The 14,654-nt window shown below is 62.7% G+C and carries 14 protein-coding genes; 6 read left to right on the top strand and 8 right to left on the bottom strand.

What is annotated here, in order from left to right:
• Positions 1–248: 248 nt before the first annotated feature.
• From AC07UX_RS19435 to AC07UX_RS19420, 4 genes are all read right to left on the bottom strand, one after another.
• Positions 249–1,259: an aldo/keto reductase gene (locus AC07UX_RS19435; RefSeq protein WP_495193621.1), complete on the bottom strand. Its 1,011-nt coding sequence runs from the start codon at positions 1,257–1,259 to the stop codon at positions 249–251.
• A gap of 2 nt (positions 1,260–1,261) precedes the next feature.
• Positions 1,262–2,431, bottom strand: coding sequence for a 4-hydroxybenzoate 3-monooxygenase (gene pobA / locus AC07UX_RS19430; protein ID WP_495193620.1), 1,170 nt, complete (start codon positions 2,429–2,431; stop codon positions 1,262–1,264).
• 190 nt (positions 2,432–2,621) lie between these two features.
• Positions 2,622–5,024 carry a hypothetical protein gene (locus AC07UX_RS19425; RefSeq protein ID WP_495193619.1) on the bottom strand — a complete coding sequence of 801 codons (2,403 nt, stop codon included), beginning with the start codon at positions 5,022–5,024 and terminating at the stop codon, positions 2,622–2,624.
• A 123-nt stretch (positions 5,025–5,147) separates the two neighbouring features.
• On the bottom strand, positions 5,148–5,609 hold the full coding sequence (locus AC07UX_RS19420) for a MarR family winged helix-turn-helix transcriptional regulator (protein ID WP_495193618.1): 462 nt from the start codon (positions 5,607–5,609) through the stop codon (positions 5,148–5,150).
• A 74-nt stretch (positions 5,610–5,683) separates the two neighbouring features.
• Between AC07UX_RS19420 and AC07UX_RS19415 the strand changes: the two genes are divergently transcribed.
• From AC07UX_RS19415 to AC07UX_RS19390, 6 genes are all read left to right on the top strand, one after another.
• The gene (locus AC07UX_RS19415) at positions 5,684–7,135 is read left to right on the top strand and encodes an aldehyde dehydrogenase (protein WP_495193617.1); all 1,452 of its coding nucleotides are present in this window, start codon (positions 5,684–5,686) and stop codon (positions 7,133–7,135) included.
• A gap of 31 nt (positions 7,136–7,166) precedes the next feature.
• Entirely contained in the window at positions 7,167–8,027 is an 861-nt protein-coding gene (locus AC07UX_RS19410; protein ID WP_495193616.1) for a p-hydroxycinnamoyl CoA hydratase/lyase, read from the top strand.
• Positions 8,028–8,119: 92 nt separating this feature from the next.
• Positions 8,120–8,674: a DUF3237 domain-containing protein gene (locus tag AC07UX_RS19405; protein WP_495193615.1), complete on the top strand. Its 555-nt coding sequence runs from the start codon at positions 8,120–8,122 to the stop codon at positions 8,672–8,674.
• A 39-nt stretch (positions 8,675–8,713) separates the two neighbouring features.
• On the top strand, positions 8,714–10,009 hold the full coding sequence (locus tag AC07UX_RS19400) for an MFS transporter (protein ID WP_495193614.1): 1,296 nt from the start codon (positions 8,714–8,716) through the stop codon (positions 10,007–10,009).
• A gap of 46 nt (positions 10,010–10,055) precedes the next feature.
• Positions 10,056–10,928, top strand: coding sequence for a helix-turn-helix domain-containing protein (locus tag AC07UX_RS19395; protein WP_495193627.1), 873 nt, complete (start codon positions 10,056–10,058; stop codon positions 10,926–10,928).
• Positions 10,929–10,959: 31 nt separating this feature from the next.
• Positions 10,960–11,187, top strand: coding sequence for a hypothetical protein (locus AC07UX_RS19390; RefSeq protein ID WP_495193613.1), 228 nt, complete (start codon positions 10,960–10,962; stop codon positions 11,185–11,187).
• A 68-nt stretch (positions 11,188–11,255) separates the two neighbouring features.
• Here the strand turns inward: AC07UX_RS19390 and AC07UX_RS19385 are convergent, their stop codons facing one another.
• From AC07UX_RS19385 to AC07UX_RS19370, 4 genes are all read right to left on the bottom strand, one after another.
• Complete coding sequence (locus AC07UX_RS19385) at positions 11,256–12,194, bottom strand: Gfo/Idh/MocA family oxidoreductase (protein ID WP_495193612.1); 939 nt, start codon at positions 12,192–12,194, stop codon at positions 11,256–11,258.
• A gap of 63 nt (positions 12,195–12,257) precedes the next feature.
• Positions 12,258–13,151 carry a class III extradiol dioxygenase subunit beta gene (locus AC07UX_RS19380; RefSeq protein WP_495193611.1) on the bottom strand — a complete coding sequence of 298 codons (894 nt, stop codon included), beginning with the start codon at positions 13,149–13,151 and terminating at the stop codon, positions 12,258–12,260.
• Between the two features lies 1 nt (position 13,152).
• On the bottom strand, positions 13,153–13,605 hold the full coding sequence (ligA, locus tag AC07UX_RS19375) for a protocatechuate 4,5-dioxygenase subunit alpha (protein WP_495193610.1): 453 nt from the start codon (positions 13,603–13,605) through the stop codon (positions 13,153–13,155).
• Positions 13,602–14,627 carry an amidohydrolase family protein gene (locus tag AC07UX_RS19370; protein WP_495193609.1) on the bottom strand — a complete coding sequence of 342 codons (1,026 nt, stop codon included), beginning with the start codon at positions 14,625–14,627 and terminating at the stop codon, positions 13,602–13,604. The genes ligA and AC07UX_RS19370 overlap by 4 nt, the downstream gene beginning before the upstream one ends.
• Positions 14,628–14,654 lie beyond the last annotated feature (27 nt).

Genomic DNA, 14,654 nt, shown 5'->3' with positions numbered 1-14,654 from the left:
ACTGGCAGCGCCCCGTCCGGTGAAAAGCGCTCTAGGTCCACCCAATGATTCGGTCAATAAGGTTTTTTGAACTTTCTATTGCAGCGGCAAAGAATGCTGGGCCCGCTGGCCGAAAGCCGCCTGTTTCTGGTCGTTTCGTAAATGCAAAATAATCGGGCGTGGACAGACTATGGCCCATCCACGCCCTTGGAAAAGCCCATCCATTCGAATCAACTGATTGGACAGACAGGAGAATCGGCCCGTCCGGTTCAGGCTAGTGGTTCACCCACCCATGTTTCGGTATCGACCTGCGCTTGCGCTTCGCGGGGATAGCGGGGGCCCGACGGCGCATCGAAACGGAAGATATCGCCCACGGCAGCAATCAGATCTGTCGGCCATGTGCGCGACAGAGTGGCCAAATCTTCGTCGAGATGGGCGATGCTGGTGGTCCCAGGGATCGGCACGACATGATCGCCCTTGGCCAGCAGCCAGGCCAGGCAGAGTTGCGCCGCGGTGCAACCGGCCTGATCCGCCAGCCCCTTGAGTTGCGCGATCAGTCGCAAATTGGCTTCCAAGTGCGGCGACTGGAAACGGGGCATGCCGCCACGAATATCGCCCGGCTGTAGGTTGGCGGCATTGGGGTTGCCCGCCAGCAAGCCACGCCCGAGCGGTGAAAAGGCGACGAATGCCGTGCCCAGTTCCGCACAGGCATCGAGCACGGCGATTTCCGGGTTGCGGACCCAGGGCGAGTATTCGGTCTGCATCGCCGCGATCGGATGCACAGCCTGCGCCCGCCGCAGCGTCGCCGCCGACATTTCCGACAGACCGATCGCGCCGATCTTGCCAGCCTCGACCCCGCGCGCCAGAGCACCAACCGATTCCTCGATCGGCACTTTGGGATCAAGCCTGTGCAGATAATAGAGATCGATATGGTCGACATTCAGCCGGCGCAGCGAATCTTCCAGCACGCGGGTGATTGCCGCTGGCGAACCATCCAGCCCACGCTTGCCGTCAATCTCCCCCAACACGCACTTGCTCGCCAAAGTGAAATCCCCCCGGCGATCCATCAGGGTCCGACCGAGCAGCTCTTCATTTGCACCGAAGCCGTAAAGAGCCGCCGTATCGAAGAACGTCACGCCCACATCCAGCGCATGGCGCAACAGCCGCTCCGCTTCGGCCGGATCGGGACGCGGCAGATAGGCGTGGGACAGGTTCATGCAGCCAAGGCCAATGGCCGAGACGGTAAAAGGGCCGATTTTGCGCGTGGGGAGACTGGTCATATCTACAGGGGTAATCCTACGTAATTTTCCGCGATCGTCGTCTGCGCCGCAACCGAGGAAGCGATATAGTCGAGGTCGGCGACCTGCATCCGGCGATCGAACGCATCGCTATCGGGGAAGCGGTGCATCAGCTTCGTCAATTGCCATGAAAAGCGTTCGGATTTCCAGACGCGGGCCAGCGCCTTGTCCGAATAGCCGGCCACCGCGTCGCTGTCATGACGTTTGAAGTAGCCGATCAACGACTGAGACAGGTAATGGACATCGGACATGGCCAGATTGAGGCCCTTGGCGCCAGTCGGCGGCACGATATGGGCGCTATCACCCGCCAGCATCAACCGACCATGGCGCATCGGTTCGAACACGAAACTGCGCAGCGGCGCGATCGATTTTTCCAGCGCAGGACCGCGCGTGATATGGGCGGCCGCCTCCGGTCCCAAGCGGGTCTCCAGCTCGTCCCACAACCGATCATCCGGCCATTCTTCGACCTTCTCGTCCAGGGGCACCTGGATATAATAGCGGCTGCGGGTTTCCGACCGCATCGACGCCAGCGCAAAGCCGCGTTGATGATTGGCATAGATGAGTTCATGATTGCAGGGCGTCACATCGGCCAGAATGCCAAGCCATCCGAAAGGATAGACTTTTTCATAGGCCGTTGCGACCGAGACCGGGATAGCCTTGCGCGAGGGACCGTGAAAGCCGTCGCAACCGCATAGGAATGCGGCGTCAATCCGATGGGTCGCACCATCCTTGCTGTAGGTGAGATAGGGCGCGTCGCCATCGACATCATGCAGCGCCACGTCTGCGGCCTCGTAAATGATGTGCAGGCCACGTTCCGGTGCCGCGTCCATAAGGTCGCGAGTAACCTCGGTCTGGCCATAAACCATCACCTGACGCCCGGTGAGTTCGGCGATGTCGATGCGGATGAGCCGTTCGCCGTCCGCCAGATGGAATCCATCATGCGGCAACCCTTCCGCATGCATCCGCGTACCCAGACCCAGCCGATCCATGAGATCGGTAGTGGTGCGCTCCAACACGCCGGCGCGGATACGGCCAAGCACATAATCGGGCGACGCCCGTTCCACGATCACGGCATCAATGCCCTCGGCCCGCAGCAGATGGCCGAGCATCAGTCCGGCGGGGCCAGCGCCGATAATGGCGACCTGGGTTTTCATGGCAATCCTCTCCAGTTCATATGGATGGAGAGGAGAATGGCGCGCACGGATCGGCGCGCCCATGGCCACATCAACTTATGATTTGGACGATCGATCAGCCTGGACAGAGACGAATTCGATCGCCTTCAATCGAAAGCGGCGAAAATGCCCCGTCCATTTTCATCAATGCCATGGATGATACGCCCGTCCGTCAGGCCGCCGGGAGCGTCACCACGCTGTCAGGCGCATCGCGCAGGCGCAGATAGAGTTTGCCATCCTGCGGCGCAGGTGCCTTGAGCGCCGAACCGGTATAGCCTGGCGCCACTTGCGACGCCTGATCGAGCGAAGGTGTCGTACCCACCGCGTCTATCAGGAACAGGTCGCGGCCGCGGATGGTGCATGCCTGCGCTTCACCCTCGCACGCCACCGCCTCGATCTGCGGCAATCGTGCCAGCGTCACCAAAGGTTGCCAGTCGCTGGCCTCGTTCCCGCGCAGCAGGCGGAAGCGAAGCGGCCCGAACAGCGCCGGCGCCATCGCCTTCGGGTCCAGCCGCGCCACCATCACCTTTGGGCTTTCCAGCCGCAAACCAGTGGCCGCTGTCAGCCGGATCGGCGGCGCATCCTCGTCCACCGACGCCACCTCGATCACGTCGCTGGCGTTCAGCTTCGTGCGTTCGTCGGCGCGTACCGAAAAGACCAATTGGCCATTGTCCGGCAGCAGATTGTCGCCGTTCAGGGCCAGTGCCTTGCCATTTGCGGGCGGCGTACCCAGGCTGATATCCTTGCTGAGCAACCCGACCTGCGGCCGTGGCGCCGCCACCGTCACGGCCAGATTGACGGTCCGTCCGTCGCGCAATCTTATGCGCGCAGCCATCTCGGTGCCGGCGGCGCCCGTCCTCTGGTCGCCTTGCGCCACCAACCGCAGCCGGTCCACGGCCCCGTCCCGCGTCAGTCCGTCCGGACGCATCGACACGCCACCAACCTCCACACTGTCCACCTGATCCAGCCGCTGGCCAGAGAGCAGCGCCGCCTTGTCCCCCGCATGGAGCAACAATCCATCCAGTCGACTGGCCTGCGCATAGCTGCGCAGCGCCACGGCGGCGGGCTGGGCCACACCTTGATATTTGACCTCGATGCTGAGTGCGCCGGGCTTGCGGTCGGCGAGCGGTACCGTCAGCGCCAGCCTGTCGCGGCCCTGCACCTTCCATTCCATCGGTCTGGGCGCACCTTCGCCCTGGCGCAACATCACGCTTTCCACGCACGCGGGTGCGCCGCCCTTGAGCACCAGTCCATTGTCGCGCCCAACGACCAGCGCAGCGTCGTCACCATCGACCTGCCAGCCGCCTTTGTCAGGCATCTGCAACATGAAGTCGGGCCCTTCGAAACGGTCAAACCCCCAGCGTCCATGAACATGGCCTTCCACGGACCCTGTGAACGCGGGCGGCAGGCCAGCGCCCGTCAGCACATAACCACCACGGTCGGCCCGCGCCTCCAGCGGCAAATCCATCACTTCACCAGAAGACGCCTTGAGCGCCAGCTTTACGTCACGTGCATAGGCCGTGGAGAAAATCAGCGGCGCCCCTTCCACCGGCAACACGGTTCCTGCCCGCGCCGCACAAACCGGCGCATCACCGACACGGCGCAGGCGCGGCGGGCTGTCCGCTTCGATCGCCGGCATGGCAACGACCATTACCGACTTGGGCTTCTGAAAGGATGGGGCGGCATTGAGCAGCAGCGACATGCCGTCGGGCTTACGCACGCTCAATGTCGGCAGATAATCGAATTGCGGGCTGCTGAACGCGCCGAATATCTTCGCGATGTCACGCACCACACCGATATAGGGGCTATAGAAACCATAGCCCGCCTCGCGCGTGGACGCGAGTTGCATGGCAAGGTCGGTCGGCGCACCGGTCAGCGTTTCCGCCAGCGAACTGCTATGAACGTCCGCCAGCACGAGCGATTCCCGGTTATCGAGCAGGCAGGATGCCTGCATTTCGACAACCTTGGACAGGCAATCCTCGTTCAGTTTGATCGACAGGCTGCGCGCCAGCATGGGCGCAACGCTGCGCAGATATTCGGGATGGCTGTTTTCCTGCGTCTTGATCGCCAGCATGAAGGCGTCCAGCCGCGACCGGTCGAGCGAGGCCTGGTTGAGATCCTGAGTCGCGCGTACGAACTCGCCCGGCTTGCCCCGCACCGCGTCGGACAATACGCCTTCCGCACCGCCGGTATCGGGGACCAGGAACAGCACCATCTGACGCGCGCCCTTGGGCACAGTCAGGACCAGCGCCTTGTCCTTGTCCTTCTTCTTCCATGTCTCGGCGAACTGCACCCAATCCTTGGGCGGCGGATTGGTCGCACCGCGCAGAAACGCGGATACGAGGATGAAGCGGGCGCCCTGATCGGTGGGCAGATCAGCTTCGACAGACAACCGGTCGCCTTCGGCCAGGCTGGGCACCTGCGCGATGGGCAAGCTCTGGTCGCCGCGCATGACCAATATGTCGAGCGCGGGCCCCGGCATTTCGAACGGAGCGGGCTCAGCGGCTCCCAACGCCATCGGCGTCAGCATCGCCAGCGCCATAGCCCCCCATGCACAGCGGGTGGCTCGCGTCATCCTGTCGATCGGCAATGGCGTCATCTGTTTGTCCGATAATCGTTGGGCAACCCTGATTGCGCCTTTCCCACATGGGCGCGCGCAAGCCAAGAGTTGAGGGTAACCCTTCGACCGGCTGGAAGTTCACTCCCTGGCGGCTTCGCCTTCCTCGGCGATCAGGCGCAGCGCCTCACGCATCAATCCAACGTCTCTGCCTGTCAGCAACCGTTCGAACCGCGCCTCATGCGTATCCATGATGGCGTCAACCTGCGTGCGCAACGCCTCGCCAGCCCCGGTCAACGACAGCGCGAGGCTGCGACCATCGACCGGCGATCTCTTCACCAGTTCCCGTTCTGCCAGCGCCGCGATCAGCGGCACCATATTGGCCCGTTTGATACCCAGCATCCGCCCGACATCGCTCTGGATACATCCGGGATTGGCGCCGATCAGGATCAGGATCGTGCCTTCTACAGGCCTTAGCCCGATATCCGCCAGCCTGGCGCCCAATCCGGCCATCATCGCGGCTGACGCCCGCCGCAGCATATAGCCCAGTCGCGATGCGACCGGGTCGTTCAAACGATCTTCAGGATCAGCAGGCTTGTCCATGGATCGGACGATAATGCTATTGCCCAGAACAATCAATATTGCTATGTTTCATAACAATAATGAGGAGTCGGGATATGCCTGCATCGGAAGTTTGCCTGTTGATCGGCGGCGAATCGCGCACAACCGCCGCAAAATTCGAACGCGCCAATCCGGTGACGGGCGCCCTCGCGACCATCGCATCCGCCGCCAGCGTCCATGATGCCATCGCCGCCGTGGATGCAGCACAGACCGCCTTTCCAGCCTGGTCGGCGCTCGGCCCCAACGCCCGCCGCGCCGCATTGATGAAGGCCGCCGATGCGCTGGACGCAAAGGCCACCGAATTTGTCGATGCGATGATGGAGGAGATTGGCGCTACCGAAGGCTGGGCGCGGTTCAACCTCATGCTATCCAGTTCCATGGTGCGAGAGGCCGCCAGCCTTACCACCCAAATCGGCGGCGAGATCATCCCATCCGACAAGCCCGGCTGCATCGCCATGGCGGTCCGCGACCCGGCCGGCGTCGTGCTATCCATGGCGCCCTGGAACGCGCCGATCATCCTTGCCACCCGCGCCATCGCCGTGCCGCTGGCCTGCGGCAACACGGTCGTGCTCAAGGCGTCGGAACAATGTCCCCGCACCCATGGCCTGATCGTCCAGTCCTTCATCGAGGCTGGCTTTGGCGGCGGGATCGTCAACCTCATCACCAATGCGCCGCAGGACGCCGGCGAGGTGGTCGGCGCGATGATCGATCACCCGGCCGTGCGCCGCGTCAACTTCACCGGCTCCACCGCCGTGGGCAGGATCATCGCGAAACGCTGCGCTGAAAATCTTAAGCCCGTGCTGCTCGAATTAGGCGGCAAGGCGCCGCTTGTCGTGCTGGAGGACGCCGACCTGGACGAAGCCGTGAAGGCCGCAGCCTTCGGCGCCTTCATGAATCAGGGCCAGATCTGCATGTCGACCGAGCGGATCATCGTGGTCGATGCCATCGCCGATGCCTTCGCCGCGAAATTTCAGGCCAAGGTCGCGACCATGGCCGTCGGCGATCCGCGCGCGGGCAAGACCCCGCTGGGTGCCGTGGTCGATACGAAGACCGTCGCCCATGTCCAGTCGCTGATCGACGACGCGCTGGCCGCCGGCGCGACGCAATTGAACGGCGGGCCGGCCGATGGCGTCCTGATGCCCGCCCATGTCATCGACGGCGTGACCCCGGCGATGAAGCTGTTCCGGGACGAAAGCTTTGGCCCGGTCGTCGGCATCGTTCGCGCCCGCGACGAAGCCCATGCGATCGAACTCGCCAACGATACCGACTATGGCCTCTCCGCTTCTGTCTTCACCCGCGACACCGCGCGCGGCCTGAAGGTCGCACGCCGCATCCAGTCGGGCATCTGCCACATCAACGGCCCGACCGTGCATGATGAGGCGCAGATGCCTTTCGGCGGCACGAAGGCGTCGGGATATGGCAAGTTCGGCGGCCGTGCCGGTATCGACAGCTTCACCGACCTGCGCTGGATCACAATGGAAACCGAGCCAGGCCATTATCCGATCTGATCCGCCACCTTATCTTTCCGGAGACTTATTCATGACCAACATCCTGCACATTGAGGGCGTCGAACAGACGGAACTCGAAACCGTCGCCTATACCGTCGAAGACGGCATCGCCTGGGTCAGCTTCAACCGCCCGGACAAGCGTAACTGCATGTCGCCGCGTCTCAATCGCCAGATGATGCGCGTTCTGGACGAGCTGGAGTTTCGCGCGGATGTCGGCGTGCTCGTCCTGACCGGCGAAGGTACGGCTTGGTCGGCGGGCATGGACCTGAAGGAATATTTCCGCGAAACCGAATCGCAGGGCCTTGCCGGCACGCGCGGCGCGCAGCGGGAAAGCTATGGCTGGTGGCGCCGTCTGCGCTGGTATCAGAAGCCGACGATCGCGATGGTCAATGGCTGGTGCTTTGGCGGCGGCTATGGCCCGCTCTTCGCCTGCGACCTGGCCTTTGCGGCGGAAGACGCGCAGTTTGGCCTGTCCGAAATCAATTGGGGCATCCTGCCCGGCGGCGGCGCGGCCAAGGTCGCGACCGAACTCACCAATTTCCGCAACGCCATGTATCATTCGCTTATGGGCGAAAATGTCGATGGCAAAAAGGCCGCCGAATGGGGCTTTGTCAACGAAGCGCTGCCGCTCGACCGGTTGAAGGCGCGCGTTACGGAGGTCGCCAATGTACTGCTGAGCAAGAACCCGATTGCGCTCAAGGCCACCAAGGACGCCATTCGTCGCGTTCGCGAAATGACCTATGACAATGCCGAAGATTATCTGATCCGGGCGCAGGAGTCGGCCAACAGCTTCGACAATGAGGGCCGCAAGGAAGGCATCAAGCAGTTTATCGACGACAAGACGTACAAACCGGGCCTGGGCGCTTACGATAAATCGAAGCAGAGCGCCTGACCTTTGGCCGGGCCGCTACCCACGGACGGCCCGGCCTCTATCGCGAGACGCCGGACATCGTCACGATCCGGCCAGAGATGACAGGAGAGGCCATGGATCACGACATGCACCGCCGCAGCCTGCTGAAGGCCATGCCCGCCCTGACGATCGCCGGCGCCGCTGCCCCTGCCGCAGCGACCGATATGTTGGCGATACCCGCATTGACCCTGGCCATGCGCCTGCGCGTGTCGATCGGCGCACCGCAGGAATTGGGCATGATCGATGGGGTGCGCAAACGGGTCATCCCCATCACCGGCGGCAGTGTCGATGGTCCGCGCCTGACTGGCAAGGTGCTGCCCGGCGGCGCGGACTGGCAATCGATACGGGCCGACGGCACAGCCGACATCCTTGCCCGCTATTCGCTCGAAGCCCGCGACGGCACCATCATTTCGGTCGTCAATCCGGGCTATCGCCATGGCCCCGAACCCGTGTTGGCCCGCATAGCGTCGGGCGAGGTGGTCGATCCCGCTCTATATTATTTCCGTACCACGCCCCGGTTCGAGGTGGCGGGTGACAGCCCCCATGGCTGGCTTGGTCGCACCATATTCCTCTGTACCGCGGCGCGTTACAAGGATCATGTCGCGCTCGACATTTTCTCAGTCGGATGACAAGCACGAAAACATAAGATTTACAGGACGGGAGCGGGCATGACCGACATCAGGCGACAGCTGGACGAAGCCCCTATGGGGCGGCTCCAGATCGCGGCAATCACCTTATGCATATTGTTGAATGCGCTGGACGGGTTCGATGTGCTGGCGATCAGCTTCGTTTCGCCGGGCATCGCAAAGGAATGGGGCATTGATCGTGCCGCGCTCGGCCTCGTTCTGTCGATGGAACTCATCGGCATGGCGGCGGGATCGGTGCTGCTTGGCAATGTCGCCGACCGGATTGGCCGGCGGCCGACCATATTGGGTTGCCTGGTGGTCATGGCGGCAGGCATGGCGGCTGCGACCCAGGCTTGGGACATTCTGTCGCTTTCCACCATCCGGCTGGTGACGGGTCTCGGCATCGGCGGCATGCTTGCCTGCACCAACGCCATGGTGGCCGAACTGGCCAACGCCCGCGCCCGCAGCGTCGCCGTCGCGATCATGGCTGCCGGCTATCCGGTCGGCGCCATAGTGGGTGGGTCGGTCGCATCGCAGATGCTGGTGTCGGGGGGCTGGCGCGACATCTTCCTGTTCGGCGGGATCGTCACGGCCGTCTTCCTGCCCGTCTCGCTCTGGCTGTTGCCCGAATCGATCGGCTTCCTCCTACAGAAACGCCCCGACGGCGCCCTGCCCCGGATCAACAATCTGCTCGCACGCATGGGTCACGCGCCGGCCAGCGCCCTGCCTGTGATCGACGACGCAGCGCCAAAACCCTCTTTCGCCGCCCTGTTCGCGCCGGGGCTTGCCAGCACCACCATATTGCTGACGCTCGCCTATTTCTGCCACATCATGACGTTCTACTTCATCCTGAAATGGGTGCCCAAAATCGTCGTGGACATGGGCTTTGCCCCGTCGGCGGCAGGCAGCGTGCTAGTCTGGGCCAATGTCGGCGGCCTCATCGGCTCGCTGCTACTCGGCGCGCTCAGCTGGCGCCTGCCGGTGCGCGGCCTGGTCATGGTCGCGATGGTCGCCTCTACCATCATGGTGACGATTTTCGGGCAGGGGCAAACGACGCTGGCGGGCCTCAGCCTTGTCGCTGCATGCGCCGGCTTTTTCACCAATGGCGCGGTGGTCGGCCTCTATGCGCTGGTCGCCCAGTCCTTCCCCACCGCCGTCCGCGCCGGCGGGACCGGCATTGTCATCGGGATCGGCCGGGGAGGTGCCGCGATCGGGCCGATTCTCGCAGGCCTCCTCTTCACCCTGAATTTCGGCTTGCCGCAGGTCGCACTGGTGATGGCATTGGGATCGCTGGCCGGTGCAGCGCTCCTGGCGGCACTGCGCCAACGCCCTGCCTGATATCTTGCCGCCGGACGGGAACAGGCGCATGATTGGACAATCCATCATGTCGATCGCCCCCGTCCCCAGCTTCTATCTCTATGGCGAACCGCAGCGCAGTGTGGCGGAAGGCTTCGTCCATGTCGAAAGTCTGGACGATCGGTCCCGCCCCAGCGAATGGACGATCCGCCCGCACGTCCATCGCGACCTCAACCATGTCATCCTGATCGCGCAGGGTGGGGGCGCGATGCAGGCGGAGGCAGCACAGGTCGTGTTCGACGCGCCGTGCCTGCTGCTGATCCCGGCGGGCATCGTCCATGGCTTTAGCTGGCACAGCGAATCCAGCGGCCATGTCATCACCATCGCCGACAGTTATCTGCGCCATCTGATCGCCCGTGATGCCGATCTTGCCCCGCTCTTCACCCATCCCCAAGCCGTCTCCCTACCAGCCGCCGAAGGAATGGGCGCGCAGGACATCATAACCCGCATGGCGCAGGAATTGGGATGGTCCGGCCCCGGCCAGCGCGCCGCCGTCGAATCCGCCCTGTTGGCGCTGATGGTGCTTGCCTTGCGCCATGCGCCGCTGACGCAACAAGCCCAGCCCGGCACCGCGCGGCAAGCCGCTTTGGTCGCCCGGCTGCGCGAACGGATTGAGCAACGTTTTCGCCAGCGCGAACCGGTCGCGGATCATGCTCGCGCGTTGGGCACCAGCCTTACCGGCCTGCGTCAGGCTTGCGCCCATGTGGCGGGCACTTCTCCTGCCCAGATGCTCGACGACCGCGCCCTGCTGGAAGCGCGCCGCCTGCTTCTTTATTCGCAATTATCGGTGACGGATATCGCCTATGCGGTCGGCTTCGAAGACCCCGCTTATTTCTCGCGCTTCTTCGCTCGCCATGTCGGCCAGCCGCCCCGCGCCTATCGCGCCGCGCGCGAAGGTTGACGCCGCTGCGGACACCCTTACATGCGCAGCCATGACAGCGGACAAGCTCATCGACCTGCTGGTGGCCCGGCTGCTGCGCGACCATGGCAAGAGCAAGCATCATTGGCGCAAGGCGATTGGCCCGCTACGCCTCTATAGTCGCGAAACGCATCCCCACTGCAACTGGAACGCGACGCCAATCGGCAGCTTTCAGGATATCGCCTTGATCGAGAACCTGCTGGACGACCTGCGCATGACCCACCCGTTGCTGACCGGTTGAAAAGCGGAAAGGGCGCAGCGGATAACTCCGCCACGCCCTTCCCTGCGACCCCGAAGGGAGCCTGTGGATCAGCCGAGCTGCGTTTCCAACTCGCCCAGCACGCGGTAGCAATCGAACACCTTGGCGACGCTCGAATTGGGATCGCGGCCTTCGCGGATGGCGCCGATGAACTCGCGATCCTGCAATTCGATACCGTTGTTGGACACAGCGACACCGGCCAGGTCGATCGCCTCTTCCTTGCCGTTCACCAGATCGTCGTAGCGCGCGATATAGGTGTTGGTGTCGCCGATATAACGGAAGAAGGTGCCGAGCGGCCCGTCATTGTTGAAGCTCAGCGACAGGGTGCAGATCGCATCCGTCTCGCTCTTCAACTGGATCGACATGTCCATGGCGATGCCCAATTCCGGATGGATCGGCCCCTGCATCGCATGGGCCGACACGATCTTGCCCGCCTGATAGGCGAACAGGTCGACCGTATGCGCGGCATGATGCCACAGCAGATGGTCGGTCCAGCTACGCGCCTCCCCTTTCGCATTGATATTCTTGCGACGGAAGAAATAGGTCTGCACATCCATCTGCTGCACGTTGAACTCGCCCGCCTTGATGCGGTTATGGACATATTGGTGCGACGGGTTGAAGCGGCGGGTATGGCCGACCATGCAGGTCAGGCCGGTTTCCTGCTGCTTGGCCAGCACCGCCTGCGCATCCTTCCAGCTGTCCGCCAGCGGAATTTCCACCTCGACATGCTTGCCAGCGTCCATGCAGGCGATCGCCTGGGCTGCGTGCATCTGTGTCGGCGTACACAGGATCACGGCATCCACATCATCACGGGCCAGCGTTTCATTGAGGTCGGTGGTGACATGGCCGATGCCATATTTGTCAGCGACCTTCTTCGTCGCTTCCAGTTCGCGACCGATGATCGATGTGACGGTCACGCCGTCGATATTCTTGAGGCCATCAAGATGCTTTTCGCCAAAAGCGCCGGCACCGGCCAGGGCAATACGCATGAAACTACTCCAAAATGAGCCCCTCTTTTTTAAAGAGGGGGGAGGGGGAAGGGCTTTAGGCAGCTACTCCGCAGCGATCGCCATCACGCCGCTGCCAGTCATGTCCAGCCCCTCGCCATTGTCGGGGCGCAGCACAAGATGGCCGATCGCCGTGTTGGAACAGGGCACATGATAATGGCGGTGCAACGCGCGGGTGTTCTTGCCCAAAGCGCCGCGCATGATGAGCCACATCACCATTTCGATGCCTTCGCTGCCCGTCTCGCGCAGATATTCGATATGCGGAATACGGCGCAGGTGGTCGCTATCGCCGATCAATCCATCCAGGAACATATTGTCCCATTCCTTGTTGATCAGGCCCGCGCGCGGCCCCTGCAACTGATGGCTCATGCCGCCCGTGCCCCACACCTGGACGTTCAGGTCCTCAGGGAAGCTCTCGACCGCCTTGCGCACCGCTTCGCCCAGCGCCCAGCAGCGATTGCCCGACGGCGGCGGATAGGTGACGACATTGACAGCCAGGGGTATGACCTTGCACGGCCAGGCGTCCGGCTTGCCGAACATCATGGAAAGCGGCACGGTCAGGCCATGATCGACGTCCATCTCGTTGATGATGGTCATGTCGAACTCGTCCAGGATCAGGCTCTGCGCCATGTGCCAGGCGAGGTCAGGATGCCCCTCCACGTCCGGCACCGCACGCGGTCCCCAGCCTTCATCGGCCGACTTGTAGCGTTCGCCGCACCCGATCGCGAAGGTCGGGATGATCTTCATGTCGAAAGCGCTGGCATGGTCATTATAGACCAGAACGATCACATCGGGCTTTTCGGCCTTTTCCCATTCGCGGGTCCAGTCGTATCCGGCAAAGATCGGGCCGAAATAATCGTCGCGATCCTTGTTGAAGTCGGACGCAACGCCCAGCAGCGGCACATGGCTCGACGCCACGCCAGCGGTAATCCGCGCCATATCAGCGATCCTCTTTCTTCGCGGCAGCCGCCGCTTCATTGGCCTTGATCGACCGCACGCCTTCAGGTGAACGGCCACCCTGCATCATCATTTCGCGATATTCCGGGAATTTCATGTCGGTCATGGTGCTGACCGCTTCCGCGAAGGGAATGCCATCGGTCGAAAACAGTTTCGACAGGAAATAGACGTTCCCGCCCAGGTCCAGGCAGCGATTATAATCGCGCGCCAGCAGCGCCTGCTTCTGGTCCTCGGTCAACGGCCATTCGTCCATATAGGCGCGCTCGTCAGCCTTGAAGCGCGCGCGATTTTCGTCCTTCATCAGGCTCATCGCGAACTGGTTGATATGATAGCCCTGCCGCGCGCGCTTCGCTGTAAACACGCGGGTGCCGGGAATATCCTCCATCTCGGCCAGATATTCGTGAATATCCTGATGCTTGGGATCTTCTGTTATCATAGTCCCCTCTCCTTCAATTTGGCGTCGAGGCGCGGGAAGACGCGGCGAGCATTGCCCGCGAAGATCGCGGCCCGTTCCTCGTCGCTGATCTCCAGCGCATCGACATAGCGTTTGGTGTCGTCGAAATAGAAGCCGGTGGTCGGGTCGATGCCGCGCACCGCGCCGACCATTTCCGACCCGAACAGGATATTCTTGTTCTCGATCACGTCGGCCAGCAGGTCGACGCCCGGCTGGTGATAGACGCAGGTGTCGAAGAAGATGTTGTTCATCAGGTGCGTCGACAGGTCGGGCTTCTTGAGCATGTCGGCCAGGCCGCGATAGCGCCCCCAATGATAGGGCACCGCGCCGCCGCCATGCGGAATAATGAAGCGCAGCGTCGGGAAATCCTTGAACAGATCGCCCTCCAGCAATTGCATGAAGGCGATCGTGTCGGCGGCGATATAATAGCCACCGGTCGCGTGCATCGCCGGATTGCAGCTGCCCGACACATGGATCATCGCCGGCACATCCAGCTCAACCATCTTCTCGTAGAAGGGGTACCAATATTTGTCGGTCAGCGGCGGATGGGTGAAATGGCCGCCGCCCGGATCGGGATTGAGATTGCAGCCGATAAAGCCCAGCTCGTTGACGCAGCGCTCCAGCTCCGCGATCGAATTGGACATATCCGCCTTGGGCGACTGCGGCAGCATGCACACGCCCACGAAGGTTTCGGGAAACAGACCCACGACGCGCGCGATCAGGTCGTTGCAGCGGATCGCCCATTCCTTCGCAACGTCGGCATCGCCGACATGCGGCGCCATGGCCGACGCGCGCGGCGAAAAGATGGTGAGGTCCGCGCCGCGTTCCTTGATCAGGCGCAACTGGTTCGCCTCGATCGTCTCACGAATTTCCGCGTCGCTGATGTCGGGATAGGGCGGGCAAGGCGTCCCGGCCTTGAACGCGGCCTTCTGCTCTTCGCGCCAAGCGTCATGCCCCTTGGGCAGGACGGTATAATGGCCGTGGCAATCGATAATCAGGCTCATCCGCTTTCGTCTCCAACCTTATAACGT

The sequence above is a fragment of the Sphingobium sp. GW821-FHT02B05 genome, from assembly GCF_059421905.1.
Note: the sequence above shows the minus strand (reverse complement) of the source record. Positions and strands in the feature narration are given on the sequence as shown.

Coding starts and splice junctions, on each gene's coding strand:
- AC07UX_RS19435 (WP_495193621.1), bottom strand. CDS start 1,259: ATGACCAGTCTCCCCACGCGCAAAATCGGCCCTTTTACCGTCTCGGCC.
- pobA (WP_495193620.1), bottom strand. CDS start 2,431: ATGAAAACCCAGGTCGCCATTATCGGCGCTGGCCCCGCCGGACTGATG.
- AC07UX_RS19425 (WP_495193619.1), bottom strand. CDS start 5,024: ATGACGCGAGCCACCCGCTGTGCATGGGGGGCTATGGCGCTGGCGATG.
- AC07UX_RS19420 (WP_495193618.1), bottom strand. CDS start 5,609: ATGGACAAGCCTGCTGATCCTGAAGATCGTTTGAACGACCCGGTCGCA.
- AC07UX_RS19415 (WP_495193617.1), top strand. CDS start 5,684: ATGCCTGCATCGGAAGTTTGCCTGTTGATCGGCGGCGAATCGCGCACA.
- AC07UX_RS19410 (WP_495193616.1), top strand. CDS start 7,167: ATGACCAACATCCTGCACATTGAGGGCGTCGAACAGACGGAACTCGAA.
- AC07UX_RS19405 (WP_495193615.1), top strand. CDS start 8,120: ATGGATCACGACATGCACCGCCGCAGCCTGCTGAAGGCCATGCCCGCC.
- AC07UX_RS19400 (WP_495193614.1), top strand. CDS start 8,714: ATGACCGACATCAGGCGACAGCTGGACGAAGCCCCTATGGGGCGGCTC.
- AC07UX_RS19395 (WP_495193627.1), top strand. CDS start 10,056: ATGTCGATCGCCCCCGTCCCCAGCTTCTATCTCTATGGCGAACCGCAG.
- AC07UX_RS19390 (WP_495193613.1), top strand. CDS start 10,960: ATGACAGCGGACAAGCTCATCGACCTGCTGGTGGCCCGGCTGCTGCGC.
- AC07UX_RS19385 (WP_495193612.1), bottom strand. CDS start 12,194: ATGCGTATTGCCCTGGCCGGTGCCGGCGCTTTTGGCGAAAAGCATCTT.
- AC07UX_RS19380 (WP_495193611.1), bottom strand. CDS start 13,151: ATGGCGCGGATTACCGCTGGCGTGGCGTCGAGCCATGTGCCGCTGCTG.
- ligA (WP_495193610.1), bottom strand. CDS start 13,605: ATGATAACAGAAGATCCCAAGCATCAGGATATTCACGAATATCTGGCC.
- AC07UX_RS19370 (WP_495193609.1), bottom strand. CDS start 14,627: ATGAGCCTGATTATCGATTGCCACGGCCATTATACCGTCCTGCCCAAG.